Origin of the sequence: Sagittula sp. P11, assembly GCF_002814095.1 — a bacterium.
Classification (GTDB): Bacteria; Pseudomonadota; Alphaproteobacteria; order Rhodobacterales; family Rhodobacteraceae; genus Sagittula.
Genome location: NZ_CP021913.1, coordinates 4,417,701 through 4,444,479 on the forward strand (window position 1 = coordinate 4,417,701; position 26,779 = coordinate 4,444,479).

Sequence of the window (26,779 nt, forward strand, 5' to 3'; positions counted from 1 at the left end):
GGCTGATTAGCGCCGCGCTGGAAGCGGACTTGGCCGACGACCCGAACCAGCGAGCATCAACGGAGGGTCACGTCTGTTCTGGATTGGGCAGAAGGAATCCGTTGATGACTGACCAACTACGCGCACTCGAGTCGCGCATTGAAGAACTCGAAATTCGGCTGAACAACCCCCGGATCATGACACCGCGCGATGTTTGCGACTTTCTGCAAATTTCCGAGCGGTCGCTGTATGACATGAAGGAGCGCGGCGACGCGCCGCCTGCCATGTATTTCAGCCAGCGCACCGTCCGCTATGACCTTCTCGAAGTCATGGCGTGGGCGAAGCAGAAAGAAGTGGGGAACGGGTGATGGCGAACAAAGATCGAGAAACGTCGAAACTCGGACAGGGTTACGCCAAGCAACTGCTGGCGTTCAATGTCCAGAAGCAGAAGATCGCCAACCTGTGCAATGTCGAGTTCGAGGACGACCTGTTCGACGACGCCAAGAATGACAGTTCGTGGAATCGGGCGATCAACGGCAAGGAGGTCTGGGAAGGCCTGATCGACGCGCTAGACAACCTGCTCAACGACCAGATCAACCACCCGCGCAAATACCTGCCTGCCGATGGTCCGCCGGACGAAGGCCTGCAAGATTGGATGAAGCAGATCGCCCCCGCGCCTTGGTGGCGCGACGTGTTGCAGGTGTCCGCCTCGCAGAGCGCGTTCAACGCGTGGTTCTCGAACAGGCCAATGGGCAAGGCGAAGGTGGCCGAGGTCAAAGCCGCTGTCGATGCTTGGTGGGCGCGTCTGATGGTGGCGGTGGACAGAGCCGAACAGGCGTCTCGCATCCGCGAGATGGCACAAGCGAAAGGATGGGGGAAAACGGCGCACAGTTTCGACTCCCATTTCTTTACGAAGGTCGTCGAGCAAGGCTTGGCCGTGGACGATGCCCGTGCCCTGTATGTCGAGATGAACATGCTGGCGTTCCGGCACACCGCTGACATTATCGACCTGTCCGATCCCCAAGACCCGCTGACGCCGATGGATGGCAGGCATGACGCGATGTACCGGGACGACTTCGCCAAGGAGTTCGACGCGATGCACAAGGCGGGGTATCCCAATGCGTTGCCGGGCGTTCCGCCTGACTTCGACCAAGACCCGTCTTATGAGGTCAAGCGATGGGGTGGCGAGGAAAACGAGGAATGCCCAAAGAACCTGAACGAGTCGCTTTACGGATTGTGGTATCGCGTTCGGCGTCAACGTTTCTGGAATGCTGAGATGCGCAAGGTCGATATGACCCACGAGATCGTCGAGGTGTCGGACGACGGTGTAACGTGGCGTGCGGCGAACGAACGCGAGAAGCGCGGCTGGGATGCAGGGACGGAATTGTTCTTTAGGGGCATCGTTGAGGACGGTGACGGTCGCAGCCAGTACGAGCGCGAAGTCGATGATCTGCGCGCCAAGATCAAGCGGCTACGCTTCGCGACCCAGAACGCGTTCAAGCCGGAAGAGCGTGCCTCGGCGCAGGCAGAGTTGACCGACGCCGAGAAACGCCTAAGCGCGCTGCGCTAGGACGGGAACAGTTCGTCCAGGATTTGGCGGCGCGTCGCGTCGTCCACACGGTCCCGCAGCCACTGAGAGCAGGTTGCGGGATCGTTCAGTGCGTTCGCGCGGGCGAGGCGGTTGATAAGGCGCAGGGGTATGTTCGGCAGCTTGGAGGCCTCCAAGGGGTTAAGCCGCAAGCGAGGCGTCGGGGAGCGAAGCCAGGATGGTATCGCGCTCGCGGCGCGTCGTCAGGGGGATGAGCCAGCGGCGGATAGTGTCGAGGTCGATGCCTTCGGCGTAGAGTCGCTGTGCGTGGGATTTAGCCATGGGTCGGGTCCTTTCGGCTTTTGAGTTCGATTAGGCCTTGGTCGAGCAAGGCTTTTATCAGGCATTTCGCGCCAGCCGAGATGGCTGGGCATTCGAGCAACCAAGATTGCATCGCGTCGGAAGATGTATGCGCGCCGTCCTCAATCAGGCGGGCTACGACCTTCTGTCCGTAAGGCGTCCCTTTGGGGTTTCTGCGTCGCATTGGCGATCTCCGTTGCTTCGGACAGGATTGTATCGCCCGAGGCGGGGTCGGTTCGACCACGGATCAAGGTGGGAATAACTCAGTTGTAGGTCTCAGGTCAGAATGCCTGCGGATATCGTGCGCGCATGTATGTGCAACAAAAAATGATGATGAGATTTTCCGAATTGAACCCAAGAATCTCATCATCATTATTTCATGCACACATACGCGCGTGCGCTATGCTGGCGCAGGGCGTGCCGTCTTGGGCATTCAATCTCCCCGGGAAATTTCCGACCGCTTCCTGCGAGCGAGTCGCAACTGAACGGACCTAAATCTGACCGATTGATTCCTAATCAAGCGTCACAGGCGTTTTACCACTGTAATACCAAGCGGTTGATCTGCTGACCTTCGATTTTTGCAACGCGTCTTGCAACGTGGGCGAATACCCTACCCAAAAGGTCACTGAAAATCGGGCAGATCGGGCGCGCTGTAGCACATGCGGGCGACGTGAACCGCCGACACCGTGTCAGAGACGCGATCTGCTGAGGCACAGGCGGTCGTGTTGGTCAAATCCGAGTGAGTGTGCCCGACGACGGCAGACGCCCGTCTCTGTGGCGCTGCTGCGGTGCGCGCGGCCAGCACCTGAAACTGCCCCGACTCCATCTCATTCATCGGAACATCCGCCGAACGGAAGTTGATACGACGATTGCTGTCGAACCCTGCGATGAACCCGCGCGCCCGAGGTGGTTCGGAAGTTCCTTTGCGCCTCGGGTGCGCACATCACCGAAAGGAACCCCCATGCAGATCACCGCCATACTCGACGACGGCACGGCAACCCTGACCCTCACCACGTTGTCGAGCACATCGCGCCTCGACGTGAAAGGCGGGCGGCTGCTGGCCGACGACCTCGAACGTTTCGTGACTGACCCCGACGCCCCCGCCGTCAACCGCGACTACCGCGTCGTGCCCAACGACACGGGCGTTGCCGTCCACACCCAGCACGGCGGGTTCTCGATCCCGTGGCGGCACATCATGACGGCGGTCAACGGGCTGCGGGCATCACCGACTGGCGATCCCTCCCGCTGACCCAGCGCGCCCTTGCCGACGACAACCTGCCCACGCGCGGGGTGTTCAAGCTGGGCGACGACCTGACCCTGCGCGTCGTCTACGTCGTCTGGTTCAAGGAGCCTGAAGCATGGCAGCGCATCGCAGCCGAGCGGATCGTCTTCGCCGCCCATGTGCGCCACGTCATGCCCGGAACGACCTATCCGGGGTGCCCGTGGGCATGATCGATGGCGATGCCCCACAGACGCCAGAGCAGGCCCTTGTGACGGCGATCCTGATGCAGGCCTACCGCGACCTGTTTCTGACCGTCCGCAACGAGAGCAACGCGTCCTTCACGACGCGCGCGGATCAGGATCAAGCCATCTCCTTCCTGACCGACCGCGCGGGATCACTGGCACAACACCGCAACGCCCTCTGCGCCCTGATCGGCTGGGACGGCGACCTGTTCGCCGCCCGCGTCCGCGCGATGATGGAGGGCGCACCGTTCCCCCATCCATCCCCTGACCCCAAACCCGCCGCACGGAAACGCCACGCCGAAGCCGTCGAACTTCTCCGGGAGCGTTGGCAGCACCTTAAATCGCCCCGCAAAAGATCTCCTTTTCCGGTCGGCGATCTGATGGCTGCCGAATAAATTCATCTCGTGAGCGCATCGGTGCGTCGCTTCATTCTGTCCAATCCAGATTGAGCGCGGCGAACCCCGACTTCGTCGCGCTCAGTTTTGGACAGATAGGAGCATCCCATGCCCGACGATACGACAGCCGCGCTGCAAGCACTGATACAGCAAGTCACGAAGTTGACCGAAACGGTCACCGAACAATCGAAGCGCCTCGACTCCCTGCACGATTTCAACTCCCGCGTTCTGGACGAGAAGAAGGACATGCAGCGCCAGCTCGACGCGGCCAAGAAGAAATCAATCGTGGACATCGTTGCGGAAGAAACGCAGGAGCGGAAAATGCGCGCGGCGGGCCTCGAAAAGGATGCCTATGGCAACTGGTATCCCAAGGGCATCCGACCGAAGCACGCGATCACACGCGAAGATGCCCGCGACCCTCGCAAATACGCGGCGGCGAAGGAGGCGGCGGCGAAAGATGGCGTGACTGTCACCGTGATCGACGGCGACGTTGATCCCACGATCCGCAACACGGGCAAGCGCGAAGTGATCCAGTCGAAGACCTTCACCTTCGACGACGACCACGAGCGCGTCCGCTGGGTTCGCGCCGACATGGAGACGGGCAAAGGTATCGTGCAACGCCGGATGCGCGCCGAGCAGGACGGCTACACCATCAAGACCTTCCACACGCTCGACGACCTGCCGCAGCACGCCCGCACGAAGTTCGAGTTGATGGAACGCGCGGCGAACGCGGAATCCTGATGGCACAGGGCGGGAACAAGAACAGCGGGCGGCGCGCGGCAATCGACATGCGCCCGGACAAGGGCGAGATCATCCGCGACATTGTTCTGCGCCGTCGCACCTTGTCCGAGATCGCACGCCGCATCGGCGTCCACACGGACACCGTGCGTCGCTACAAGGATGAAAAGATCACCGAGGAAATGCGGCGCTCGATCCTGGCCGAAAACCGGATCGACGCGATCAAGGCGGATACGGAGGTGATCAACCAAGACCGCATGGACGTTGCCATGACCTACGAGTCTCTGGCGCGTCGGGTGGAGAAGCTGATTACGCAGGCAGAGGAAGACGACAACCCTGCTTTCGCGCTCTCTGCGATGGAGGGCCTGCGCAAGGTGCTGCGCGACATTGCCACCATGCAGGGCAAACTCGCAACCAATCTGACCGTCAACGTATCGCTGGCCGAAAGCAAGGAGTGGGTGACGCTTCGGACCATCTTGCAGGAAGTGTGCGACGAGGTGCCCGAGGCCCGCGAACCGCTGCTGCGCCGGATGCGTCACCATGTGCTGTCAGTCACGAAGGAGGACAGCGTGCTATGACCCATCGCGTGTTTGAGGGTTGGCATTCTTTCGGGCGTCGCCTTGTCGCATCGGAGAGGGCGGGCAATCCCGACTGGCTGCGCCTGCCGCATTGTCGGAGCGCCATGCTGGCCGAGGGCGGCAAACTGTTCTTCACGGGCAACGCGTGTAAACGCGGACACATCGCGCCGCGCAACGAGCATGGCGACTGCACCCGCTGCCACGCGATGCGCCTAGCGGAGCGTCGCGATGCCGTTTGACGCTTTCCATGACTGGTGCAGCCTCGTCGAGCGCGACCTCGATCCCGGCGCGGAAATGCTTCACTTCCTGCGGCAGGAGGTGCCGGGCGCGACCAGCGTCGATCCTTGGCAGGTCGAGGCGATCACGTCGGACGCGCAGACGGTCGCGCTGCTGGTCTGCCGTCAGGCAGGCAAGTCTTGCGTCCTCGCGACGCGTGGCGTCCGCGAGTTGAAGAACGGCGGCACGACGATCTGCCTTGCCCCTGCGGAACGCCAGACGCGCGAGATCACCCGCAAGGTGCAACACTACCTGCGTGCGACCGACCTTGTGGTCGAGCGGGCGACGCAAACGGAGATCGAGTGTTCCAACGGCGGGCGGTTTATCGCCGTGCCTGCGTCGGGCGCGACGATCCGGGGTTATACAGCCGACCTGCTGCTGGTGGACGAGATGGCATATCTCCCCGGCGCGAACGGGGGCGAGGATGTCGTGGTCGCGCTGCTGCCGATGCTCAAGGACAACGGGCAAACCTTCTACGCTTCGACACCTGCCGGGAAGAACAACCTGTTTGCCAGCCTGTTCCTCGAACCGAAAGACAACGTGCACCGGATCAAGGTGCCCGGAACGTCGATCCCGCGCCTTGCGTCGCGCGTCGAACGCCTGCGGTCGCAACTTTCGGCAACGCGATTCCGGCAGGAGGTCATGTGCGAGTTTCTGAGCGACGGCCTGTCCTATTTCGACCTCGCGACCATCGAGAACGCGACCAGCACAACGGAGGGCGCGGTATGCCCAAGGATTTGAACCTGATCCACATGCCGGATGGCCGGGTCGTCAACGAAACCGGGCAAGACCCCGCCGTGCCAAAAGTGACGGGATTTGTCAGATACTGGATCGGGGCAGACCTTGGGCAGAGCAACGACTACTCGGCCGTCTGCGTGATCAAGGACCAACAACTGCCTATCCACGACGGGACGCGGGTCGTCCTCGGCGCACGGAAACGGACGGTGGTCTACGCGGACAAGTTTCGCGGGGTGTCCTACGTAGATGTGGTCGATCACCTGATCCGCCTGCGCAACGCCGCGCCGTTCGGCGGCAAGTCGGAACTCGTGATCGACGGCACCAGCATTGGCCGGGTCGTTTCGGACATGCTCTTTGACCAATCCGTCCCTCACATGGCGATCCAGATGACACGCGGGCAGGAATGGCGGCGCTCCGGGCGGTATGTCAACGCGAGCAAGACCCTGATGATCGAGAACCTTGCCGTCCTGTTCGCGGCGGGGGAATTGACCTTCGCGCATGACCTGCCGCTTCGTTCAGAGATCGAAGAAGACCTTGGATCGTTCACGACGCAGACGACTGCCGCTGGCAACCAGATCATCACCCAGTCGCGGAATGCGTCCGGTCACGGCGACCTTGGTATCGGCTTGATCGTCGCGGCGTTCGGTTCGCAATACCTCGCCCCGCAGAGCATCAAGGTCAGCCGCCTGACGGGAATGTACTAGCGCCATCGTCACCTCGTGCTATGGTTGCGGCATGGCACGAGATTCCAACAGAGGGCGCGACTTACCGCGCGGACCGCAGCACGTCCCGATGAAACAGCCCAAAGACCCGGTGGTTCAGGCGGACATTGAGCGCATGAACAAGATCGGGAAGGTCAAGAAGGCCTTGGCGAAGATGGAGAAGCGGCGCGGTTTCGACGACTTGCTCGCATCGCCGCGTTTGTCCAACCCAAAGGTCGAGGCGAAAGAGCGGGAAGACATCCTGCTCGCCCTGAAATACGGCGTGCCCGTCCATCCGAAATTGCTGGCCGAGTTCAACCTTGAGGCAGAACCGAACCCCAAGGCCCCTGACATTGACGAGGGACGGGCACCCTTTGGCAAGGATGACGACGACGGGGATGGAATCCCGGTTTAACCCGCGCTCTCGTCGCGCTCGTGCCCGTCGCGCCTGCCGTTGCCCGACGAGTTCGACGAGACACGCCCAGCGCCCCCCGAAAAATCGCGCGCTGATGGGCGTCTCCATGTTTTGGGCATCGTTGCGCCCGCGCACGCGAACCCCGCCTTAGACGCGCGCTGCTGGGCGGTAGGTCAATCGTTTGCTTTCTTGGGGCTTTTTCGCTTCCGCCACCAAGTGATCACTCCGTTGCTTGGCAGGAAGGGGAAGTCAAAATTTAGGGTGTCGTGATGCTGACCTTCGGAAATGCTCATACACTCCTTCGCCCTCGGGTGTATGCAGCGATACCCCACCTCAAACTCGTTCTTGTCGTATTCCACATCAATGACCATGTTTTCCGCGAAGTTGGTATTGGTGAATACCTCGTTGTCATTCTCAAATTTTGGACTAGCCCATTCCACTTGTAGGCGGACTTTGTCGCCGAACTCCAGTTGAATTGGATCGTTCAAATTCACACCATCCAAATCAGCCGTAAATTTCTCATTTGACTCCGCTTCTTTTTGATTGCTAGAGCGTTGCCAGCTTAAGACCTTTTCTGACGCGCGACTTCCGGCACGTGTTACGGAAAGCGTCAAAGATAGCAGGCCCCAGATTTCATTTGGGTGGCGTTCCTCTGCTTCCACAATCTGATTGTGGTAACTCTGGAACGGTGGGTAATAGTCGTAGGGTTCTCGATGAACGTTTTCATAGGTCGCGTCGAGCGATTGTACTAACTTGGCGTATGGGTCTAGGAAATGAATACGGTATTTTACACGTTGATCTCTCTTCAAGAGCTTTGACGCTAATATATACTTGTTGAGTTCGTCGGATATGTCATTCGGCAAATCGACTTCTAGTACGGTTGAAAGGTAGAGTTTCGAAGTTACCCGCCTTTCAGCAAGACGACGTTCTGTTTCTAATCTTCTCTGTTCTGCTCTAATCTCCCTGCGCATTTCCTGCTTCTCATCTCTGTCCACAGTAATGATGATCACGTGTGCGATGAAGAATGCGAAGCCTAGTTCAGTAATTCCAGCCACGACTAGTTTCTGGAATAGTGTCGGACTGTATATCGTTAGTGCAAAAAAGACCCCTATTGATATAAGTATTACACCTACCCAGAGCGGCCAGTTCTTGAATCTGAACGAGAAATTACGCTGGGCGCCAAGTAAAAGCTTTTCATAATCGGATTGGCCTGCCATAAATCACTCCTGAATGCTTAGTTGCAGGATGGGGTGTTCCTGAATCCCGGGCAACAAAAAAGTTGCTTTGGAGCGTACTAATCGCTTTGGCATGGCATCGAACGTTCAACCATTGAGTCTTCCGCTCATTTGCAAGCCGCCACGAGGGCATCCGCGCGGGTGGTGTCCGCGTCATGCGCCGGGATGCGCTTCACGCCCTTGGGCAACAGGAGGTAGTATTTGCCGCCTTTGCGCTCGACGCCCAGCCCAAGCGCGCCCATGTCGGTCCGCAGCGCGCTGGACACAGTGTCCTTGTTCCAGCCGAGCGTTGCCATCAGTTCTTCGATGGTCGCGCCCTTTGCCAGCGCCTTGGCCATCAAGTGCCGTTTGCTGCCTGCCTTCGTGGCTTTCATGTCTTCCGGCTTGCCGGGTTCGAGCATCACGCGGTCGGGCAGTTCGCGCGGCTTCCGGGCCTCAATCATGGCGACGAGGTCGGCCTTGGCCATCTTCTTTAGCGCGGAAGCGGTCAGCGGCTTTGCCAGCATGTCGTTGAGGGCGGGCTTGGTCAGGGTGTTGAAGTCGGTCATGTCTGTCGCTCCGTTGATGTGTTCCTGAAACGTTCCGGGTATAACTGAGTTATCGGACCTGTCTCCGGCGCGGCTCAACCTAAGATTGAGTTGATTGCTGTTGTTTGTTTGAGACACCGGGCAATGCCACCACGAACCGTCTCAGGTCGGCTGCGATTTGATTTCCTGATTTCTGCACTTCCGCACTCGCCGGGAGTTACCTTTTCGGGTATTTCGGAACTTGCAACTGCACGGAAAGATTGAATGAAGCGATTTCTGTTACAGGCGGTAAACGATGAAGACCACCTCGCACCGGCCCGCGAGGTGTTTGGTCTTGACGGATTGCAAGCCGCGACAATTAGCACCGCGTTTATGACCGCCTCGGGCCTGTCGTTATTGCAGGGCGTGTTGGAGCCAATTGCCGACCGTACTCGATTGTTCGTCGGCATTCGTAACGGAGTCACGACGGTTCAGTCTATCCAAAAGGCGCTGGAAATCGGCTGTGAGACCTACATGGTCGATACCGGTAGCCGACAGCGCATCTTCCACCCGAAGATGTACTACGCCCGCTCAGCTGCGCGCGCGAAATTGCTGCTTGGCAGCGCCAATCTGACAATGGGCGGAATGCGGACCAATATCGAGGCGAGCGTTATGCAGGAACTGGACCCTGCGACAGACGCTGCGTTTCTGGCCGATCTCGAAGGCAAATTCGACGCGATGATCGCTGACTACCCAGAACATGTTATTCAGGCCGTGGGTATTGATCAACTCGCAGACCTGCAACGCTCTGGCAGGCTCCTAGACGAGAGGAAAGTCCGGCAGCCTAAGGCAGTGGGTAAGTCTGGCAACCCTGAACTCGATGCCGTTCCCAAGATGCTCCTGCGGACAACGCCAATCGCGTCACAGGCTCCGCAAGCGCCGCCAATCGAAATACAGCAGCCGCAACCAGAGCAGGCTGAGAACGGTGCGGTCCCTCCGGATGTGGCTGATGGTGACCTTGTCCTTGTTTGGGTCAGTAAGCCTCTAAAGCGTGCCCACATCAGTCTTCCGAATAAGCTAGGTACCAATCCCAAGGGCTCCATGAGCCTGACTGTTGGGGAAATGGAAAACATCGACCAACGCCATTATTTCCGCGATGAAGCTTTCGAGGCTCTCGATTGGGCTCCGGACGAAAAACTCGCTCACAAGGAGCGTGCGACAGGCTCTTTCAAGGTTTTGGTCAAGGGCATCAATTACGGTTCGCACACACTCCGACTGTCGCACGACACAAGAACCGATACGCCAGCTTACGAACAGAATAACTACATGACCAGTTTGCACTGGGGAGAAACGGCACAGTTCGTCGCCAAAGAAGAGTTATTAGGTAGTACGTTGAGGATTTTTCGCGAGAGCGATAACCCGACGCGTTTCACACTGGAAATTGACTAAGTGGGCAGGCGGTGTCGCCTGTCGCGCAAGGTTGCCCATGCACCAAGCAAGTCCATCTGTTCCGATTTCGTCAACGCGCCGAGCACAGCCTCTGACTGCACCTCAAGCGTGTCGGCAACCGAGTCCTCACGAACCATGCGGTCCAGCCGCTCAACGTCAGGCACAATCACTTCCGGGGCAGGCAATAGCAACTTCTCGATCTCACTGGGCACGAGTTCGAGCACCCCGCCACCATAGTGACGCCCTTCGAGTTCGGCGCTGAGGGCGGTCAACGCGTTGTAGAAGCCGTAGACCAACGCATCGGCCGTGCCACGTAGCGCCCGAATGCGATACGCGGTGTCAGTCGTGTAGGCGCCCGCACGGTTCAGGATCAGACGGGGTGTGTCGTGGCTCCGCTTGAGCATTCCGACCTCGGTCGCGTGAACTGATGGGACTGTGTACCAAGGGCTTCGGATTCGGCACTTGTATCGCTTGTGCAGGTCTTCACTTTCGCCAGAGGCGATATAGGCGCGGCCTTTCGCGCTCTCTTCGACGGACCGATCCAGCCAAAGGAAATTGGTCGGCTTGCCAGTGGCGGCGTTGCGCGCGTGCTGCGCGTCGTCGTAAATCACGCCCGGACAGTGATCACTCCGTCCGAACATGGGGTGTGCCCACTTTTCCAAGCCGTTCTGTTTGACGACCTCATCCGTAACGAGGAAGAACTTGTTGGCCCCTGTGACGATGCCCACGTCCACCTTCGCGGCATCAGAAAAGCGGCAGAACCGAGAGTCGGCTTCCACGGCGTCCAGAATGGCGAGTGTTGCTGCGGGAACCAGCGCGCGTGTCCACTTACCTTGAACAGTCTTCCCGTTGATCGCCTGCGGCCTGTTGAACACCGCCTCCGGGTCTTCGTTGAGGAAGCCACGGCCAGAAACGCGATGAATGCCGAGACCTTCACCGTGGACCTTCGGCGTCGCCTTCTTCTCGGCCATAAGCAGCACGGCACCTTGTAAGGTGCCCTCGAACCAAATCTCCTGCGGGTCCACGATCACGATGCGGCGGCATTGTTGCCCGAGGAAGGTCCGCAGCGACTGCGCGTGCATGACGTGGACAATCTCGGCTGGGACAACCATCGCCAGCCGCCCACCGGGTCGGAGCAACTCCATCGACGCAAGGATGAACGGCACCCAAGCGTTGGTATGCTTGGTGAATTTGCAGCCGAGGCGATCAAACACGCGCTCGGCATTGGCTTGGAAGTCGGCAGGGAGATACTGGTATCGGATGAAAGGGGGGTTTCCGATCACCGCATCAAACTGTCCGGGTTGTGCCTTCAAGGCCCAGCTAAGGAAGTCTTGGATTTGAACGGTACAGCTGGGCAGACCGCGAGCAGCCGCCTTGGCCGCTTCCTCTGGCGCAAGTTCAAACGCAGTAACGGCGGCTTCTGTGCCCTGCAAACTCGGGAAGAACGCTCCATCACCGCAGCTAGGCTCTAGCACGCGGGTGCCAGTCGTCGGTGCAACCCAGCGGGTTAGGAATTGGGCGAGGTCGTCAGGCGTGTAGTAGCCACCGCGCAGCTTCTGTTCTGATTCTAACGCGATGAAGTTCATGGTGCCTGTCCCTGCCGCTTTGTTCTTATTGCGTTCCCACGATTACCGAATGGTGAACTGCCCACTTTTTATCGCAAAGCAATGCATTTCGCCAACCATATTTGGTGGCAGGGCATTGATGCGATACCGAATGTCGTCTGTCTTCTACACTGTGCGGGAAGCGTCGAAAAGCGCGCCCGCGTTGCAAAATCGTTGCAAAAACCAAAAATGGCGATCCCGGAGGATCGCCATTTTTTCTTCACAACCAAGTGGTTGATTGGCTCCGGCGGTAGGGATCGAACCTACGACCAATTGATTAACAGTCAACTGCTCTACCGCTGAGCTACGCCGGAACACGTGGGCCGTATAGCAATGGCGATTCAGGTCGTCCAGAGGGTTTCGCCACTTTTTTCGGAAAACATGCCAACCGATTGTCAGAGCCGGGAAAACCTGGCTTCGGCCCGCAGTTCTCCGACCGGTCTCACGGCGCTTCTTTCAACGAGATCAATGAGATGCGCCAGGACGTTGCGGGTTGCCGCGGGCAGAAGCGTCGGGGGGGTGTCGACGTAGATCCGGGACGCGAGTTCTGTCGCGGTGGCGGGGCCTTCGGAGAGCGCAGCGAGGATGGAGGTTTCCCGGCCTTCGCGATGCGACAGCAGGTCAGCGATGCGTGCGGCAGGTTGTGACACCGCGTCTCCGTGCCCGGGCAGGAAGCGTGACCATGCCCGTCCGGCCAGCCGGCGGAGCGAGGTCATGAAGGCCGTCAGGTCGCCGTCGGGCGGCGAGACCAGCGAGGTGGCCCAGCCCATCACGAGGTCCCCGGAAAACAGCGTGCCATCCAGTGCGAAGGACAGGTGATTGGCCATGTGACCCGGGGTGTGCAGCGCCTCCAGCGTCCAGCCGTCGCCGGTCACGGTGTCTCCGTCGGCGAGGCGGTGGTCCGGCGCAAATGCCGTGTCCACGCCTTCGCCGCCGCCGACAAGGCCGTCCTCCGCCAGGCGGGTCATCACCGCGCTGCGGCCCGCTTTTGCGTCGCCGAAAGCGAACACCGGCGCACCCGTCACGTCGGAAAGCCTGCGCGCCAGCGGCGAGTGGTCGAGATGGGCGTGCGTCACGAGGATATGGCTGATGTGCTGATCCGGGCCGACCGAAGCCAAAAGCGCGTCAAGATGCGCGTCCATATCCGGCCCCGGGTCGATCACCGCCAGCCCGCGCGTGCCCACGAGATAGCTGTTGGTGCCCCGAAACGTCATCGGCGACGGATTCGGCGCCACCACCCGGCGTACGCCCGGCAGCAATTCATCCGGCTTTCCGGGAACCGGCTGGAAGTCCGGCTGTGGGTCCTGCATCATGCCTCTCCAACGACGCCGCACATGCGGCTTGTCCGGAGGGCAGAATGTCATTCCAATGGCTCAAACGCTATATGCCGCGCAGTCTTTTCGGGCGCGCCGCACTGATCCTCGTCCTGCCGGTGGTCACGCTGCAACTGGTCGTGTCGGTGGTCTTCGTCCAGCGGCACTTCGAGGACGTCACGGAACAACTGAGCCGGGAGCTTTCGCGCGCGGTGAACCTGGCCATGGACGAAACGGTGGACAACCGGGTCGACGGCCTGCTGGGGATCTTTCCGCAGCGTGTCGATGACTCGGCGGAGCCAGCCGAAAACCTGCGCAGGTGGTACGACTTCACCGGCCTCATAGTGATCCGGACGCTGGAGGCACGGGTGCGGGGCCTGGAGAAGGTCGACCTGCCGGACGACAAAAGCGTGAACCTGTACATCCGGCGCAACGGCCAGCTCTGGCTGGTTTCGGTGGACCGGACGCGCAGCTCGGCGACCAATGCGCACCAGCTCTTCGTCAACACGCTGTTCTTCGGCTTCCTGATGACGCTGATCGCCTTCCTGTACCTGCGCAACCAGTTGCGGCCGATCACCCGCATGGCCGAGGCGGCGGAGGCCTTCGGCAAGGGGCGCATCGTGCGATACTCGCCATCCGGCGCGACCGAGGTACGGGCGGCGGGCCGGGCCTTCGTCGACATGCGGAGCCGGATCGAGCGGCACATCGAGCAGCGTACCATGATGCTGTCGGGGGTCAGCCACGACCTGAGGACGCCGATCACCCGGTTGCGGCTGGGCTTGTCGTTGCTCGATGACGAGGACCGGGAACCGCTTGAACGGGACGTGGAAGAGATGCAGCGCCTGATCGACACCTTCCTCGACTTTGCGCGGGGCGATGCGCAAGCCGGCCCTCCGGAGCCGGTAGACCCGATGGCCCTGATCACCTCCATCGTCGAGGATGCGCAGCGAGCGGGACAGAACGTCAGCCTGGGTCCACTGGACGGGCAGGGCGAGGCGGCTCTGAGGCCACGGTCCCTGCGCCGGGCGGTCGAGAACCTGATCGGCAATGCCACGCGTTACGGCACGCAATGCCGGGTGTCGGCCAACATGACGGAGCGGTCCCTGCGCATACGCGTCGAGGACGACGGCCCGGGCATCCCCCCCGAGGATCGCGAGAGCGCGCTGAAACCCTTCGTGCGGCTCGATCCGGCGCGCAATCAGGACAAGGGTTCCGGCGTGGGCCTGGGGCTTGCCATCGCCGCCGACATCACGCGGTCGCACGGCGGCGTCCTGAGGCTGGGTGAAAGCGACGATCTGGGCGGCCTACGGGCCGACATCGTGATCGCGCTTTAGCGTCGCCGTACAGGGCGTTGTAAAAACTCCATTTACATTCAAATGCGATGCTTCGGACACGGATTTGCCGCCTTCTGTCCACCTGTCTGTCGTGCATCCGGGGGAATGTCCGGCAAGTGCGCCAGCTGCGCCACAGATCAACCCTGAGGGAGATACCGCCAAATGGCCTTCACCGCATTCGCCGCTGCAACGCTGGGGCTGGCATCGCTGACCGCATCCGAGGCAGAGACACCCAAGCAGATGATCCTCGCGCAGGCACAACCTTACCTCGCGCAGAATTACGTCGTGCCGCAGGGTGGCGACTACATGACCACGCCCGAAGGGTGTACATATCGCCGCACCCAAGCGCCGGGTTACCCGCCGCGCTGGATCCTCGTGCTGAACCCGCATCACGTGGGCAAGGGCGTCGCACGCGGGAAATGCAGCGGTATGCGGTGACCGGCTGGTTTGGCCTGCTGCGAACCGGATACCAGTGGGTTGATGGCCGGCCAAGCACAGGGGCGTAGTTGGGGCGTGGCGCCCCGGGAGTCAGTTCATCTCCCGCGCCACCTCTTCGAGGAACCGGCCCAGCTTGTGCCGGTCGAGCGGCTTGGCCAGCAATTCGATCCCGAGCGCCTTGCAGTCCTGCCGCAACTGGGGCGAGCGATCTGCCGAGATCACAGCGCAGGGCAGGGGTCGTGCGACCCCGTCGTTGATGGCGTGGTACAGGCCGATCCCGTTTGCCCCGGGTCCAAGCTGGTAATCCAAGAGCAGGACATCCGGGCGCAGTTGCAGGTCGTCCAGCAATGACAGGGCAGAGGCGGCGTCTTCCGCCTCGATGACGTTCACGCCCCAGCTTTCCAGCATGATCGACAGGGCGCGGCGGAGGGTCGGGTCGTTCTCGACCATCAGCGCGATCAGGCCGGCATGGGACAGCTTCACCGGGCGGGCGCTGCGTGGACGGGCATCGGCGGTCCCGGGCGCGTGGCCCGCAATCGGCACGTTGACCATGAAGCAACTGCCGCGCCCCACCTCGGACCAAAGACCCAGCGGATGGCCCAGCCGCGCGCAGGCGCGTTCCACGATGGCAAGACCCAGCCCGAGCCCCTCGTTGGTGGAGGCCTTGGTGTCCAGACGTCGGAACTCCTCGTAGATGGCGTTCTGATCCTCTTCGGCGATGCCGGGCCCGGTGTCCCAGACCTCGATCCGGGCCGAGCCGCCGTTGCGCCGCACGCCGACCAGCACCTTGCCCTCCATGGTGTAGCGGATGGCGTTGCCCAGCAGGTTCTGCACGATACGGCGCAGGTAGGTCGGGTCGCTCTCGACGATCAGGTTGCTGTCGACGATGGTCAGCTCCAGCCCCTTGCGCTCGGCCAGAACGCTCATCTCGTCGTTCAGGGGGCGCAGGATTTCGGACATCCTGACGGGGCGCACGTTGAAGTGGATGCCGTCCGAGTCGAGCTTGGAGATATCCAGAAGCGCGTCGATGATCTGTTCGGCAGAGGTGAGCGCCGATTCCGCCTTTTCCAGAACGGCATGTTCGGCGGTGCCTTGGCAGCGATCGGCGAGGGAGGACACGTAAAGCTTCGCCGCCGACAAGGGTTGCAGAAGGTCATGAGAGGCTGCCGCCACGAACCGAGACTTCGACGCGTTCGCCCGCTCCGCCGCAGACAGCGCATCCTCCAGCTCAAGCGTCCGTTCCATCACGCGCTGTTCGAGGATCTCGTTCATCTCGAACAGGCGCCGCGCCGCTTCGCGCTCGGACGTCACGTCCGTGACCGAGACCACGAAACCGCCGTCCGGCATGCCGCGGCCAAAGACCTGAAGGACCGTCCGCTCGCCGCGCGTGACCTCGAAGGAGATCGGCGCGCGGTGATCGCGGCTCATGGCCCACCGCTGGAACCCGTCCCGGTCGATGCCCTGCGTGAACCGCACGTCGAGCGCCAGCCGCTCGATCAGCCCAGCGAAGGAGGCCCCGATCTGCAGCCGCCGCGCGTCGAGCGCCAGAAGGGCCCCCAGCTTGCCGTTCCAGCCAACGAGCCGGCCCTGATCATCGAAGATGCCGACGCCCTGGTTCAGGTGGTCCAGCGTCGCGCGGACCATCACTGCCTGCTTGTCGCGCAGCCGGTCCCGTTCGGCCCGCTCGATCCGGACGAGGTCCGTCACGTCGGTCTGAAGGACAACCGTGCCGCCGTTGGTCGTGCGATGCTCCGACACCTGCAACCATCGGCCGGGGCGCACCTGCACGTTGAACATGACGTGCCGGTCCTGGTGCCGCCTGATGCGCCGCGCCGACCAGCTTTCAGGGGTCTCGCCGTCGGGCAGAACAAGGTAGGCAGACCGGCTGACACGCGCCACATAGCCTTCGAAGGCCAAGCCCGGTGACAGATCGCGCGTGGTGTCCCGGAAGTCCATGCAGAACCGCGTGTTGCACATCACCAGCCGCTCATCGGCATCGAAGAGGGCGAACCCCTCCGACACCGCCTCGATCGCGTCGGCGAGGTTGCGACGGGCGGCTTCCGCCTGCGCGTTCGCCTCGGACAGCTGTGCGTTCGACTCGTGCAGCAGATTGAGCGTGCGCTCCAGTTCGAGTGTCCGTTCGCGCACCCGCTTTTCCAGAAGGGCCGCGCGCTCGAACTGCGCATAGGCCGCGCCGTATTCGACGCGCTTCATCAGCGCCTGTGCGATCTGCAACAGTTTCTCGTTCTGCCGTTCGAGACTGTCGTTCGGATTGACCAACGACATGGGCGCTACGCCGGAGCGTCGTCCGGCGGGTAGATGGCCACGCCGGTCAGGGTCTGGTTCACGTGCAGGCCTCCGATCTGTTCACCGTAGGTGGAAAATCCCACCACCCGGTGTTGCCGCAGAAGCGAGGAGATTTCCCGCGTTTTCTGCACCTGACCCGCCGCAATGCGACGCAGGAGGCAGTCGAAGCCCAGAATATGATCGGGGGCACCGTCCTCGGCCATGGCTTCCAGACCGGCTTCGAGGTGTTTCGCAATGTCCTGATCGCTGGCCAGCGTCAGGACCATGCCTTCGTTGATCGCCGAAAAGAACACGAGGTCCCCGTTGTCGCTGACCCTCTGGATGGCGCGGACGTGGTGGCTGTCGCCCAGGCGGACGACGACCGGATGCGCGGCAAACGTGAACGGGCCGAGCTGGTTCGGGTCCTTGCCCAGCAGGCGCGCGTATTCCTGGGCCGCCGGTTCGGCGTTGATCTCGTGCACCACGCGCGCCTCGGGCGTTGCAGAGGTCACCACCATGCGGACGCCCGTGGGGATCAGGTGGTCGAGGCTGAAAACCTTGATCGGGCAGCGGGTGCGGACCATGGCGACAAGCGCGGCATTCTGCAGGACCATGCCGTTGCGCGACAGGAAGGTCGCGGAGAAATTGGTGCCGTCCCCAGACGATCCACCGAACAGCGGTACAGGCCCCAGCCCGGTGGCCAGCACGGCGGTCAGTTGCTCTTCACGCAGGGACAGCCCGTCGACCAGCGTGAAGGCGAATTCGGAGCCCATCTCGGGCGCCCGGCGTGTCAGTTCCAGCCGGTCGGAGATGAGGCGATCGATCAGCCCCTGTTCGTCGAAGCGGTCGAGCGTCTCGACAGCGCAGGTGATGACCTCGAAATGGGACTTCGGAAACCCGATGGCGACGATCTGGCCGTCTTCGTAGCCTGCGCTGCCCAGTTCGCCGGCGGTGGTGCAAGCCAGCACATCGGCACCGCCGAAAGCGTCGGCGGCGTCCCGCGTCAAGGCGGCGAAATCCGCGTCAGGCGAAGCGAACAGGCAGACCAGCGCCAGGGGAGCGTCCCCAAGGGCCTGTGCCAGTTCCGTGACCGGGTCGTCGTCCAGGCAGTGCACCTGTGCGGTGCGCAGCGCCGTCGACCCGGTCCTTTCCTCCCGCGCGGAACGTTCTTGCGCTCCGTCCACTCCAAGTGTTCCTTATGGTCGCCTCTTGGCGCGACACCCGAGGATTATGTATTCACATTCCGGTTGGCAAGTCCTTCCGGAAACCGCTGTCGGCAGCATTGGAGAACCGCGCCTCCTGCGCGACCAGTACCGCCTGCGTGCGGCTGTGTACCCCCAGCTTGCGCATGATTGCCGTCACATGGGCCTTCACCGTGGTCTCGGCGATGGAGAGGTCAAAGGCGATCTGCTTGTTCAGCTTGCCCTCGCAAATCAGGTAGAGGATGCGCGCCTGCTGGTTGGTCAGGGAGGCCAGCCGCGCCAGCGCATCGTCGGGTTCAGAGGACTGCCCGCCGGTCGGGTCGATGAAGCCGTCCGGCACGAAGGACCGGCCCGAGGTCACGGCCTCAAACGCGCGGCGGAAGACCGACCGTTGGGAATGCTTGGGTACGAACCCGTCCGCACCGGCCTTGAGCGCGTGGCTGATCATCCCGTTGTCGGCCATGGAGGAGGCGACGAGGATCGCCGCCCGGGGCGCGGCGTTGCGCAACCGCACGAGGCCGTCCAGCCCGTTCACATCCGGCAGGTTGAGGTCCAGCACGATCAGCCCGATGGCCGAATCCTGCGCCATGACCTCGAGCGCCTGTTCCAGTGTGCCGGCGGTCCGGATCTCCTGGAAATCGGCGATGGACTGGAGGGTCAGCGTCAGCGCGTCACAGAAGAGCGGGTGATCGTCGACCACCAGCGCCTTTTCCGGGCCGCGCACCTGTGCTTCAGCGGGCATACTCATCTTGTCCGTGCCTTCTTGATGACGCGACCAGAATAGGCGCTGCGGCGTCGCGGGTCTCTTGGCGAAAGGTCTCATAGCGCGGTGCGTCGCGCTCAGGATACCACATTCCGCCCCGTGGCGCAGGGCCCCGCTGCAATGCGCAGACAAATCGGGAGTCAGAGCATTATGCACGCACGCTAATATGCCCGGCAGAATGGATCAGCCGGGGCAGGGGCAAGGCACGCCCGCTTCAGATACGGAAAGGACGGTCCGGGGTGGGGTCGGTTCTCAGAACCAGCTCTGCACGGTGCGTGCGCCGCCCGAAATGTCGTGGCCCAGCCCTTCGACCGTAGCACAGCCCGCCAGCCCCGCGGCCAGCGCCAGTATCAGGATCGTTCTCATGGAGACCTCGCTCTATCTTGCCTGTTTCATTGCCTCGTCAGCCCCGCCGGTCATCTCGCCGGTTTGAGGGGCAGGAATGGGCCCCGAAGGGCCCGCTCCGATCACTCTTCCCACCACCATACATCAGGCTGGAAGCCCAGCCAATCGCCATAAACGGGCAGCGTCGCGGGGTAATGCAGTTCCTTCGCATGGGCGATGCGGCTCAGGTCGTAGCGGTACATGATCGGGATCACGTAGCGCCCGGTCGTCAGAACCCGGTCCAGCGCACGGACCGCCGAGACGAAATCTTCGTGGGTGTCCGCAGTCAGCATCTCGCCGATCATCGCCTCTGCCGCGGGGCTGTTCATGCCCATCCAGTTGCCGGTTCCCGGCGTGTCGACACCTGCCGCGCCCCAGTAGAGGTACTGCTCGTTGCCGGGGCTCAGGGACAGGCCGCGTTCGTAGTACGCCATGTCGAAGTCATAGGACTTCGTGCGGTCCTCGAACTGGGCGGAGTCCACCATGACCACCGTCGCATCTATGCCGAGGCGTTTGAGCGAGGTCGAGAAGATTTCGGCGATGGAGACGTTGTCGGTCTGGCCCTGGCGGATCAGGATCTCGAAGGTCACGGGCTGCCCCTCGGGCGAGGTCATGACGCCGTCCTCGATCGTGTAACCGGCCTCCGCCATCAGGTCGAGCGCCTGTGCCGTGTTCGCCCGGTTGCGCACCGTGCCGTCGGCCACCGGCAGGCTGTAGCCTTCCAGCGCGCCGGGCAGAAGTTCGTCGGCGAAGGGTTCGAGGAGTTCGCGCACCTTGCCCTCGGCCGGACCGTCCTGCATCCCCAGCTCGGAGTTCGAGTAGTAGGAGGTGATCCGCGGCTGCACACCGCCGGTCTGCACGTCGTTGATGTACTCGAAGTTGAAGACGTGCATCATGGCATCACGCACGCGCCAGTCGTCGAACAGGTCGCGGCGGGAGTTCATGACAAAACCGTAAATCCCGGTGGGCCGCTCGTGCCCGATTTCCGATTTCACCACGTCGCCATTCTGCACGGCGGGGAAATCGTATTGCGAATTCCAGGTCTCGACATTGGTTTCGCGCAGCGAGGTGATTTCACCGGCCTTGAATGCCTCGAAATGCGCGGTGGCATCGGCAAAGAATTCCATCCGGATCGTGTCGAGATTGTCGGTGCCGACCTTGAAGGGCACGTCCTTGCCCCAGTAGTCCGGATCGCGGGTCAGCTCGACGAAGCGGCCGGGTTCGTAATCGGTGATCTGGTAGGGCGCGGAAGTGATCGGGATCACGTCGAGGCCGGAGTTCTCGAAGTCCACGCCATCCCATTGGGCTTTCTTCAGAATCGGGCGCATTCCCGCCAGCAGGGCCAGCTCGCGGTTTTCCTCGTTGAATGTGAAGCGGACGGAGCGTTCGCCGGTCTGCTCCATGCTCTCGACCTTGGCCCAGAAACCGCGATACCGGCCGTGGCCCTTCGTGCCGAGCGTCTCGTAGGACCACATGACGTCCTCGACCGTCACCGGGCTGCCGTCGGAGAATTTCGCCTCGGGTCGGAGGGTGAATTCAACCCAGTCGCGATTCGGTCCGACCTCTATCGATTCGGCCAGAACGCCGTAAAGTGTGAACGGTTCGTCGTAACTCCGGCCCATAAGGCTTTCATACGCAAGAAAACGCAGCTGCCACGGTGGCGTGCCTTTCAGGATATGCGGATTGAGGCTGTCGAAGCTGCCGACCTCGCCCAGAACGATCTTTCCGCCCTTGGGCGCATCCGGGTTGGCGTAGGGCAGGGACACAAAATCGGGTGGGAGCGCAGGCTCCCCATACATAGCTATGCCGTGCTGCGGTTCGGCCATCAATGCAGAGGCACAGAGAATCGAGCTCGCGGTAACTCCGATCCGGTTCCGAAACCGGCCCGAAATCCGGAAAGATTTTATGTTCATTTCGGCTACAATCCCTGTCTGCCCTTGTTTTCTTGACGCTGACCGTACCGCCGCTTTTACGCCTTTTCAAACTTTTAGCTTGGACTCACGCGGCGAATTGCTTATACAGGGGGCACTGCTCGATAGGTTTCTTGCCTGTATGAAACCTGCCTCAATGACTGAACCCCGGCTTCGGCCGGGGTTTTTTTCTGTCCATTGACCGGGTGGCTCTGACCTGTCTGACGATACGGAACCCTGCAGCACGATCCCGAAGCGCGGATCAAACGATGGTGTGCCGTAGAATGCCCGCGGACTCCGGTCAATGCCGACCTTCAGGGGTCCGGTGTCGCCGGCGTCTTCCAGCCGGTTCTGCCGGTTCGGCGCAGGGTCGCTTCGGAAAATCTTGCCCCCCGAGACGGATTGCCCCTGTCGCTTCAGCCCGCGAGGATTAGGATGCTGCAGGACAGCATGAACTCGCACGGAGACAGACACATGACCCTCAAGGGCAAGACGGCGGTGATCACAGGTTCCAATTCCGGCATCGGGCTCGGCATCGCGCACGAGATGGCGAAGGCCGGCGCAAACGTGGTCATCAACTCCTTCACGGACCGCGACGAGGACCACGCCCTCGCGAAGGAGATCGCGGACAAGCACGGCGTCGAGGTCCGCTACATCAAGGCCGACATGTCGAAGGGGGACGAGTGCCGCGCCCTGATCGAGAAGGCCGGTGCCTGCGACATCCTGGTGAACAACGCCGGCATCCAGCACGTCGCCCCCATCGACGAGTTCCCGGTGGACAAGTGGGACGCGATCATCGCGATCAACCTGTCCTCGGCCTATCACACGACCGCTGCAGCACTGCCGCTGATGCGCAAGGCGGGCTGGGGCAGGGTGGTCAACATCGCCTCCGCCCACGGGTTGACCGCATCGCCCTACAAGAGCGCCTACGTGGCCGCCAAGCACGGCATCGTCGGCATGACCAAGGTCGTGGCGCTGGAGACCGCGAAAGAGCCGATCACCGCCAATGCGATCTGCCCGGGCTACGTGCTGACCCCGCTGGTCGAGGCGCAGATCCCCGACACCATGAAGAAATACGACATGGGCCGCGACGAAGTGATCGAGAAGGTCATGCTCGAACGGCAGCCGTCGAAGGAATTCGCCACGGTCGAGCAACTGGGCGGCACCGCGGTGTTCCTTTGCTCGGACGCGGCGAGCCAGATCACAGGCACGACGATTTCCGTCGACGGCGGCTGGACGGCGCTCTGACCCATCCGATCTGCCGGGCCGGACGCCATTGCGCCGGCCCGGCGACGTGTTTTCGACGTGACTGCACAGTTATTGGGGAACGGCTATTTCCATGAAGAAACGGATCAATGTTGCCCTGCAGGGCGGTGGTGCTCATGGTGCCTTCACCTGGGGTGTGCTCGACCGGCTGCTGGAAGAGCCGGAGCTGGAAATCGCTGGCGTATCCGGCACCTCCGCCGGCGCCCTGAACGGTGCGGCGCTGAAGGCCGGGATGGTCGTCGGCGGCGCGGAGATGGCGCGCGCCAACCTCGACTGGGTCTGGGGAGAGGTCGGCGCACTCGACACCACCATGCTGCCCGACTGGTTCTCCTCCTGGTTTCCGGATCCCGGGCACGTGTCCAAGACCATCGAGTATTCCTTGCCCTACATGGTGGGGGACACCGTCAGCCGGATGATGTCGCCCTACTCCTGGGGGCCGCTCTACCGCAATCCGCTGGCGGCGATCGTTGCGCGGCTCGACTTCGACTCGGTCTGCGCCGACGCGTCGCCGGAATTCTTCGTCTGCGCCACGCTGGTCCGCACCGGCAAGATCCGCATCTTCGAAGGCGACAGGATCGACTCCAACGCCATCCTCGCCTCCGCCTGCCTGCCGACGATGTACCAGGCGGTCGAGATGGACGACCCCGAGACCGGTGTGTCCGAGGCGTTCTGGGACGGGGGCTATACCGGCAACCCGGCGCTCTTTCCGTTCTTCAAGGCGGCGCTGCCGGACGACATCGTGGTCATCAACATCAACCCGCTGGTGCGGGAGAAGGTACCGGTGACGCCGCCCGAGATCCAGAACCGGATCAACGAGATCAGCTTCAACTCGTCGCTGCTGCGCGAACTCCGGGCCATCGACTTCGTCCAGCGTCTGCTGGCGTCGGGGGTGCTGGCGCCGGGCACGATGAAGGACGTTCGGGTGCACATGATCTCGGACGATGCGCTGATGAATGCGCTGTCCGTCGCGACCAAGACTGTGGCCGTGCCCTCGCTGCTGGCGCAGCTGAAGGAGGCAGGGCGTCGCGCGGCCGGTGCCTTCCTCGCGGATCACATCGACGATGTCGGCAAACGTCAGACGGCGGACCTGCGGGCGATGTTCGAGTGAGGCGTCCTCAGGACGCCTTTGCCCATTCCTCCACCGCCTGCTTGGCCTCCTGTCCGTTGGGGTAGACCAGACCCGCCGAGATCACCAGCTTGGCGGCGTCCTCGATGGTCATGTTCAGTTCGATCACGTCCTCGACGGGGAAGAACAGCAGGAAGCCCGAGGTCGGGTTCGGCGTGGTCGGCACGAAAACGGAGGTCAGCCCGGCCGATGTTGGGGTCCGGCGCGCGATCTCGCCCTTGGCATCGGTCGAGATGAAGCCGATGGCCCAGATCCCCTTGCGCGGGTATTCGATCAGGCAGGCCTTCTCGAAACTGCGTTCGGACTGCGCAAAGACCGTCTCGGCCAGTTGCTTGATGCCGGAATAGATCGACCGGACGACCGGCGTGCGGTCCACGAGGCTTTCGGCGAAGTTGATCATAGAGCGGCCGATCAGCCCCTTGGCGATCCAGCCGACGATGATGGTGAACAGCAGGAAGACGACCACGCCCAGGCCACGGACGTTGACCTCGAGTATCCCGTCGTTGTTGCTGTCGAGAAACTCGAACAGCCACGGGATGCGCGGATCACCGGAGGCATCGACCATCCAGCGGTTGAGCAGGGCGTTGGGCTGCAGGCGGTCGGGCACGAAGGGCCAGACGACACCGTCGACCCAGCCCACGACGGTCCAGATCAGCCAGACGGTCAGGCCAACGGGCGCGATCACGACGATGCCCGTCAGGAAAGAGTTCCGAAGGTTCGCCAGGAGGCGTCCGCGTTTCTTCGGCTCTGGATCGAAAGGCATGTTCATTGACGTCCGTCTGAAAAGGTTTCCGACGAAAGTATGCACTCCGCCGCGGCGCCACAATGGGGCGCCGTGCGTTGGGATGAAAAGTCAGGCTATTCTGCCGAGTTCCTGGGCGATGCCCGCTGCAAGACGGGCATTATTGAGGACAAGGGCGATATTGGCTTGCAGCGAGCGGCCTTCCGTCAATTCGAAAATCCGCTGCAGCAGGTAGGGCGTGACCGCCTTGCCGGTGATTCCGTGCTTTGCCGCGTCCTGCGTCGCGCGGGCGATGATCGGCGCCAGCGTGTCGGCCGCGATCTCGTCGCCGCCAGGGATCGGGTTGGCAACGAGCTGCCCGCCCGGGATATCGAGGTCCCGGCGCATCTTGTGGGCGCGGGCGATGCCCTCTGCGGTGTCGATGCGCAGCGGGGCCTTCATGCCGGAATTGCGCGACCAGAAGGCCGGCAGATGGTCCTGGCAGACCGCGATCACTGGCACGCCCAGCGTTTCCAGCACTTCCAGCGTCTTGGGCAGGTCGAGGATCGCCTTTGCACCCGCCGCCACAACCGTCACCGGCGTCTGCGCCAGTTCCTGAAGGTCGGCGGAAATGTCGAAGCTTTCCTCGGCGCCCTTGTGCACGCCGCCGATCCCGCCGGTTGCGAAGACGTCGATGCCTGCCCGGTTGGCGGCAATCATGGTCGCCGCAACCGTGGTCGCCCCGGTGCCGCCGCTGGCAAGGCAGGCGGCCAGATCGGCGCGCGACAGCTTTGCCACGTTCTTCGCCTGTGCCAGGCTTTCCAGTTGTTCGTCGGTCAGCCCCACATGGATCCGGCCGTCGAGGATCGCGATGGTCGCGGGCACGGCACCTGCATTGCGCACCTCGGCCTCGACCCGGCGGGCGGTTTCGAGGTTCTGCGGATAGGGCATTCCGTGCGTGATAATGGTCGATTCAAGTGCAACCAGCGGCGCCTTGGCGCCCTTCGCGGCCTGAACTTCGGGCGAAAGGGTAATCATGAGGGCATGTCTCCGGATACGTAGGCGGCAGCCGCCTTCAGGGCGTGCGACAGGGCGGTTGGCCGGTCTTCGCCGGCGCGCTCTGCCGCGATATGGGCGGCCATGAATGTGTCGCCGGCACCGGTGATCCGCGTCACGAGGACCTTGGGCGGGCAGGCGCGGATCACGCCGTCGGACGTACCGTCGGCGCATGTCTCTCCGCCATGTGTGACGATGGCGCGGGACGCTCCGCGCGCCAGAAGCGCCGCGGCGGCATCGGGTGCGTTGGTGAAGGTCCGCTGGCACAGCAGCCCGGCCTCTTCGAGGTTCACGTAAAGCGTTCCCCGACCGGCGCGCAGGAAGGGCATCAGCCGCAGAGCCTTGCCGGGGCTGGCGGGTGCGATCCGCAGATCGGCGGCGGCAAAGGCCGGTGCACCGGCGATCTCGGACAGCAGCGACTCGGTCAGGTTGCCATCGAGCGCGATGGCGCCGGGGTAGGGGGCGTCGGCAGTCCCGAGCGGCCCGTCGATGAGCGGACGCAGGATCTTCTTCCCGGCGGCTTCCAGCGAGTGCGCATCCGCGATGGCAGCGATCAGCCCGTTCACGCCTTCGATCGCCATGTAACGGTCGGTCGGCAGGTCCTCGGACAGGTAGACGTGTTCGGTGACCAGCCCCAGCGCGCGGCACTCGGCCAGCAGTTCATCACCCTGGCTGTCACGTCCAACCGAGGACAGGAGCGCCGGGCGTAGGCCGAACCGCGCGAGCGTCATGGCGATGTTCAGCGCAACGCCGCCGGGAATGCGGGTGATGCGCCCCGGCACGTCGGACCCGACCGTCATGTGCAGGTTGGCGCGGCCGATCACGTCCCAGAGGACGGAGCCGATGCAAAGGATATCCGGGTCGCGCGTCATGGCCGCCTTTTGGCGGGTTCGTCCGCGCGGCGCAAGGGGAGCCATGTTGCAGCTGACGCCAGCCGATTTCTGCCGCTGCGGCGATACGGTCAACGCGTTTGATCAAATCCTGACAGACAGGGGTTTCAGCCTCCGCCGGAAC

General features: G+C 62.4%; 30 protein-coding genes and 1 tRNA gene. 16 read left to right on the forward strand and 15 right to left on the reverse strand.

The window, feature by feature from the left end; all coding sequences use genetic code 11:
* The first annotated feature begins 104 nt into the window (after window positions 1-104).
* Together CDO87_RS21075 and CDO87_RS21080 are read left to right on the forward strand one after the other, a co-directional pair.
* Window positions 105-347 (forward strand): AlpA family transcriptional regulator, encoded by a 243-nt coding sequence (locus tag CDO87_RS21075; RefSeq protein WP_100930601.1) that lies wholly within the window; start codon window positions 105-107, stop codon window positions 345-347.
* Complete coding sequence (locus tag CDO87_RS21080) at window positions 347-1,549, forward strand: hypothetical protein (protein WP_100930602.1); 1,203 nt, start codon at window positions 347-349, stop codon at window positions 1,547-1,549. Before CDO87_RS21075 ends, CDO87_RS21080 begins: the two co-directional genes overlap by 1 nt.
* A 159-nt stretch (window positions 1,550-1,708) precedes the next feature.
* Here the strand turns inward: CDO87_RS21080 and CDO87_RS26890 are convergent, their stop codons facing one another.
* Both CDO87_RS26890 and CDO87_RS21085 read right to left on the reverse strand, forming a co-directional pair.
* Window positions 1,709-1,849 (reverse strand): hypothetical protein, encoded by a 141-nt coding sequence (locus tag CDO87_RS26890; protein ID WP_157815070.1) that lies wholly within the window; start codon window positions 1,847-1,849, stop codon window positions 1,709-1,711.
* 640 nt (window positions 1,850-2,489) lie between these two features.
* The gene (locus CDO87_RS21085) at window positions 2,490-2,702 is read right to left on the reverse strand and encodes a hypothetical protein (RefSeq protein ID WP_100930603.1); all 213 of its coding nucleotides are present in this window, start codon (window positions 2,700-2,702) and stop codon (window positions 2,490-2,492) included.
* A 126-nt stretch (window positions 2,703-2,828) separates the two neighbouring features.
* Between CDO87_RS21085 and CDO87_RS21090 the strand changes: the two genes are divergently transcribed.
* The 9 genes from CDO87_RS21090 (at window position 2,829) to CDO87_RS21125 (ending at window position 7,172) form a co-directional block, all read left to right on the forward strand.
* Window positions 2,829-3,116, forward strand: a complete 288-nt coding sequence (locus CDO87_RS21090; RefSeq protein WP_100930604.1) for a hypothetical protein — start codon at window positions 2,829-2,831, stop codon at window positions 3,114-3,116.
* A 41-nt stretch (window positions 3,117-3,157) separates the two neighbouring features.
* Window positions 3,158-3,319 (forward strand): hypothetical protein, encoded by a 162-nt coding sequence (locus CDO87_RS26895; RefSeq protein ID WP_157815071.1) that lies wholly within the window; start codon window positions 3,158-3,160, stop codon window positions 3,317-3,319.
* A complete protein-coding gene (locus tag CDO87_RS21095; protein WP_100930605.1) occupies window positions 3,316-3,726 on the forward strand; it encodes a hypothetical protein in 411 nt (136 codons plus the stop codon). The genes CDO87_RS26895 and CDO87_RS21095 overlap by 4 nt, the downstream gene beginning before the upstream one ends.
* A 108-nt stretch (window positions 3,727-3,834) precedes the next feature.
* Window positions 3,835-4,467 carry a hypothetical protein gene (locus tag CDO87_RS21100; RefSeq protein WP_100930606.1) on the forward strand — a complete coding sequence of 211 codons (633 nt, stop codon included), beginning with the start codon at window positions 3,835-3,837 and terminating at the stop codon, window positions 4,465-4,467.
* Entirely contained in the window at window positions 4,467-5,042 is a 576-nt protein-coding gene (locus tag CDO87_RS21105; protein WP_100930607.1) for a hypothetical protein, read from the forward strand. Before CDO87_RS21100 ends, CDO87_RS21105 begins: the two co-directional genes overlap by 1 nt.
* Window positions 5,039-5,281, forward strand: a complete 243-nt coding sequence (locus tag CDO87_RS21110; RefSeq protein WP_100930608.1) for a hypothetical protein — start codon at window positions 5,039-5,041, stop codon at window positions 5,279-5,281. The genes CDO87_RS21105 and CDO87_RS21110 overlap by 4 nt, the downstream gene beginning before the upstream one ends.
* Complete coding sequence (locus CDO87_RS21115; protein ID WP_100930609.1) at window positions 5,271-6,059, forward strand: terminase large subunit domain-containing protein; 789 nt, start codon at window positions 5,271-5,273, stop codon at window positions 6,057-6,059. The genes CDO87_RS21110 and CDO87_RS21115 overlap by 11 nt, the downstream gene beginning before the upstream one ends.
* Window positions 6,044-6,760: a hypothetical protein gene (locus tag CDO87_RS21120; RefSeq protein WP_100930610.1), complete on the forward strand. Its 717-nt coding sequence runs from the start codon at window positions 6,044-6,046 to the stop codon at window positions 6,758-6,760. Before CDO87_RS21115 ends, CDO87_RS21120 begins: the two co-directional genes overlap by 16 nt.
* Before the next feature lie 31 nt (window positions 6,761-6,791).
* On the forward strand, window positions 6,792-7,172 hold the full coding sequence (locus CDO87_RS21125; protein WP_157815072.1) for a hypothetical protein: 381 nt from the start codon (window positions 6,792-6,794) through the stop codon (window positions 7,170-7,172).
* A 173-nt stretch (window positions 7,173-7,345) separates the two neighbouring features.
* Here CDO87_RS21125 and CDO87_RS26900 read toward each other — a convergent pair whose 3' ends face one another.
* Both CDO87_RS26900 and CDO87_RS21135 read right to left on the reverse strand, forming a co-directional pair.
* Window positions 7,346-8,389, reverse strand: a complete 1,044-nt coding sequence (locus CDO87_RS26900; protein WP_157815073.1) for a hypothetical protein — start codon at window positions 8,387-8,389, stop codon at window positions 7,346-7,348.
* Between the two features lie 125 nt (window positions 8,390-8,514).
* Window positions 8,515-8,955, reverse strand: a complete 441-nt coding sequence (locus CDO87_RS21135) for a hypothetical protein (RefSeq protein WP_100930613.1) — start codon at window positions 8,953-8,955, stop codon at window positions 8,515-8,517.
* A gap of 243 nt (window positions 8,956-9,198) precedes the next feature.
* Between CDO87_RS21135 and CDO87_RS21140 the strand changes: the two genes are divergently transcribed.
* A complete protein-coding gene (locus CDO87_RS21140; protein ID WP_100930614.1) occupies window positions 9,199-10,362 on the forward strand; it encodes a phospholipase D family protein in 1,164 nt (387 codons plus the stop codon).
* Here the strand turns inward: CDO87_RS21140 and CDO87_RS21145 are convergent.
* From CDO87_RS21145 to CDO87_RS21155, 3 genes are all read right to left on the reverse strand, one after another.
* Window positions 10,359-11,948, reverse strand: a complete 1,590-nt coding sequence (locus tag CDO87_RS21145) for an Eco57I restriction-modification methylase domain-containing protein (protein ID WP_100930615.1) — start codon at window positions 11,946-11,948, stop codon at window positions 10,359-10,361. The two genes, CDO87_RS21140 and CDO87_RS21145, sit on opposite strands and share 4 nt — an antisense overlap.
* Before the next feature lie 257 nt (window positions 11,949-12,205).
* Window positions 12,206-12,280 (reverse strand) — tRNA-Asn (locus CDO87_RS21150).
* 81 nt (window positions 12,281-12,361) lie between these two features.
* Complete coding sequence (locus CDO87_RS21155) at window positions 12,362-13,276, reverse strand: MBL fold metallo-hydrolase (RefSeq protein WP_100931068.1); 915 nt, start codon at window positions 13,274-13,276, stop codon at window positions 12,362-12,364.
* Window positions 13,277-13,323: 47 nt separating this feature from the next.
* Here CDO87_RS21155 and CDO87_RS21160 point away from each other — a divergent pair, with 47 nt between their 5' ends.
* Together CDO87_RS21160 and CDO87_RS21165 are read left to right on the forward strand one after the other, a co-directional pair.
* A complete protein-coding gene (locus tag CDO87_RS21160) occupies window positions 13,324-14,613 on the forward strand; it encodes an ATP-binding protein (RefSeq protein WP_198521776.1) in 1,290 nt (429 codons plus the stop codon).
* A 162-nt stretch (window positions 14,614-14,775) separates the two neighbouring features.
* Entirely contained in the window at window positions 14,776-15,051 is a 276-nt protein-coding gene (locus CDO87_RS21165; protein ID WP_100930616.1) for a hypothetical protein, read from the forward strand.
* A gap of 90 nt (window positions 15,052-15,141) precedes the next feature.
* Here the strand turns inward: CDO87_RS21165 and CDO87_RS21170 are convergent, their stop codons facing one another.
* From CDO87_RS21170 to CDO87_RS21190, 5 genes are all read right to left on the reverse strand, one after another.
* The gene (locus CDO87_RS21170) at window positions 15,142-17,337 is read right to left on the reverse strand and encodes a PAS-domain containing protein (protein WP_100930617.1); all 2,196 of its coding nucleotides are present in this window, start codon (window positions 17,335-17,337) and stop codon (window positions 15,142-15,144) included.
* Window positions 17,338-17,342: 5 nt separating this feature from the next.
* Window positions 17,343-18,521: an FIST N-terminal domain-containing protein gene (locus tag CDO87_RS21175; protein WP_100930618.1), complete on the reverse strand. Its 1,179-nt coding sequence runs from the start codon at window positions 18,519-18,521 to the stop codon at window positions 17,343-17,345.
* A gap of 52 nt (window positions 18,522-18,573) precedes the next feature.
* Window positions 18,574-19,281, reverse strand: coding sequence for a response regulator transcription factor (locus CDO87_RS21180; protein ID WP_100930619.1), 708 nt, complete (start codon window positions 19,279-19,281; stop codon window positions 18,574-18,576).
* A 273-nt stretch (window positions 19,282-19,554) separates the two neighbouring features.
* Window positions 19,555-19,668, reverse strand: a complete 114-nt coding sequence (locus CDO87_RS21185) for an entericidin EcnA/B family protein (protein WP_100930620.1) — start codon at window positions 19,666-19,668, stop codon at window positions 19,555-19,557.
* A gap of 101 nt (window positions 19,669-19,769) precedes the next feature.
* On the reverse strand, window positions 19,770-21,599 hold the full coding sequence (locus CDO87_RS21190; RefSeq protein WP_100930621.1) for an extracellular solute-binding protein: 1,830 nt from the start codon (window positions 21,597-21,599) through the stop codon (window positions 19,770-19,772).
* A gap of 471 nt (window positions 21,600-22,070) precedes the next feature.
* Between CDO87_RS21190 and CDO87_RS21195 the strand changes: the two genes are divergently transcribed.
* Entirely contained in the window at window positions 22,071-22,844 is a 774-nt protein-coding gene (locus CDO87_RS21195) for a 3-hydroxybutyrate dehydrogenase (protein WP_100931070.1), read from the forward strand.
* 91 nt (window positions 22,845-22,935) lie between these two features.
* Window positions 22,936-23,970 (forward strand): patatin-like phospholipase family protein, encoded by a 1,035-nt coding sequence (locus CDO87_RS21200; protein ID WP_100930622.1) that lies wholly within the window; start codon window positions 22,936-22,938, stop codon window positions 23,968-23,970.
* 7 nt (window positions 23,971-23,977) lie between these two features.
* On the opposite strand, the gene CDO87_RS21205 is transcribed toward CDO87_RS21200, so the two are convergent.
* The 3 genes from CDO87_RS21205 to CDO87_RS21215 form a co-directional block, all read right to left on the reverse strand.
* Window positions 23,978-24,757 carry a DUF502 domain-containing protein gene (locus CDO87_RS21205; RefSeq protein WP_100930623.1) on the reverse strand — a complete coding sequence of 260 codons (780 nt, stop codon included), beginning with the start codon at window positions 24,755-24,757 and terminating at the stop codon, window positions 23,978-23,980.
* Window positions 24,758-24,841: 84 nt separating this feature from the next.
* Window positions 24,842-25,747, reverse strand: a complete 906-nt coding sequence (locus CDO87_RS21210) for a pseudouridine-5'-phosphate glycosidase (RefSeq protein ID WP_100930624.1) — start codon at window positions 25,745-25,747, stop codon at window positions 24,842-24,844.
* Window positions 25,744-26,637, reverse strand: a complete 894-nt coding sequence (locus CDO87_RS21215) for a PfkB family carbohydrate kinase (RefSeq protein WP_100930625.1) — start codon at window positions 26,635-26,637, stop codon at window positions 25,744-25,746. The genes CDO87_RS21210 and CDO87_RS21215 overlap by 4 nt, the downstream gene beginning before the upstream one ends.
* Window positions 26,638-26,779: the final 142 nt, after the last annotated feature.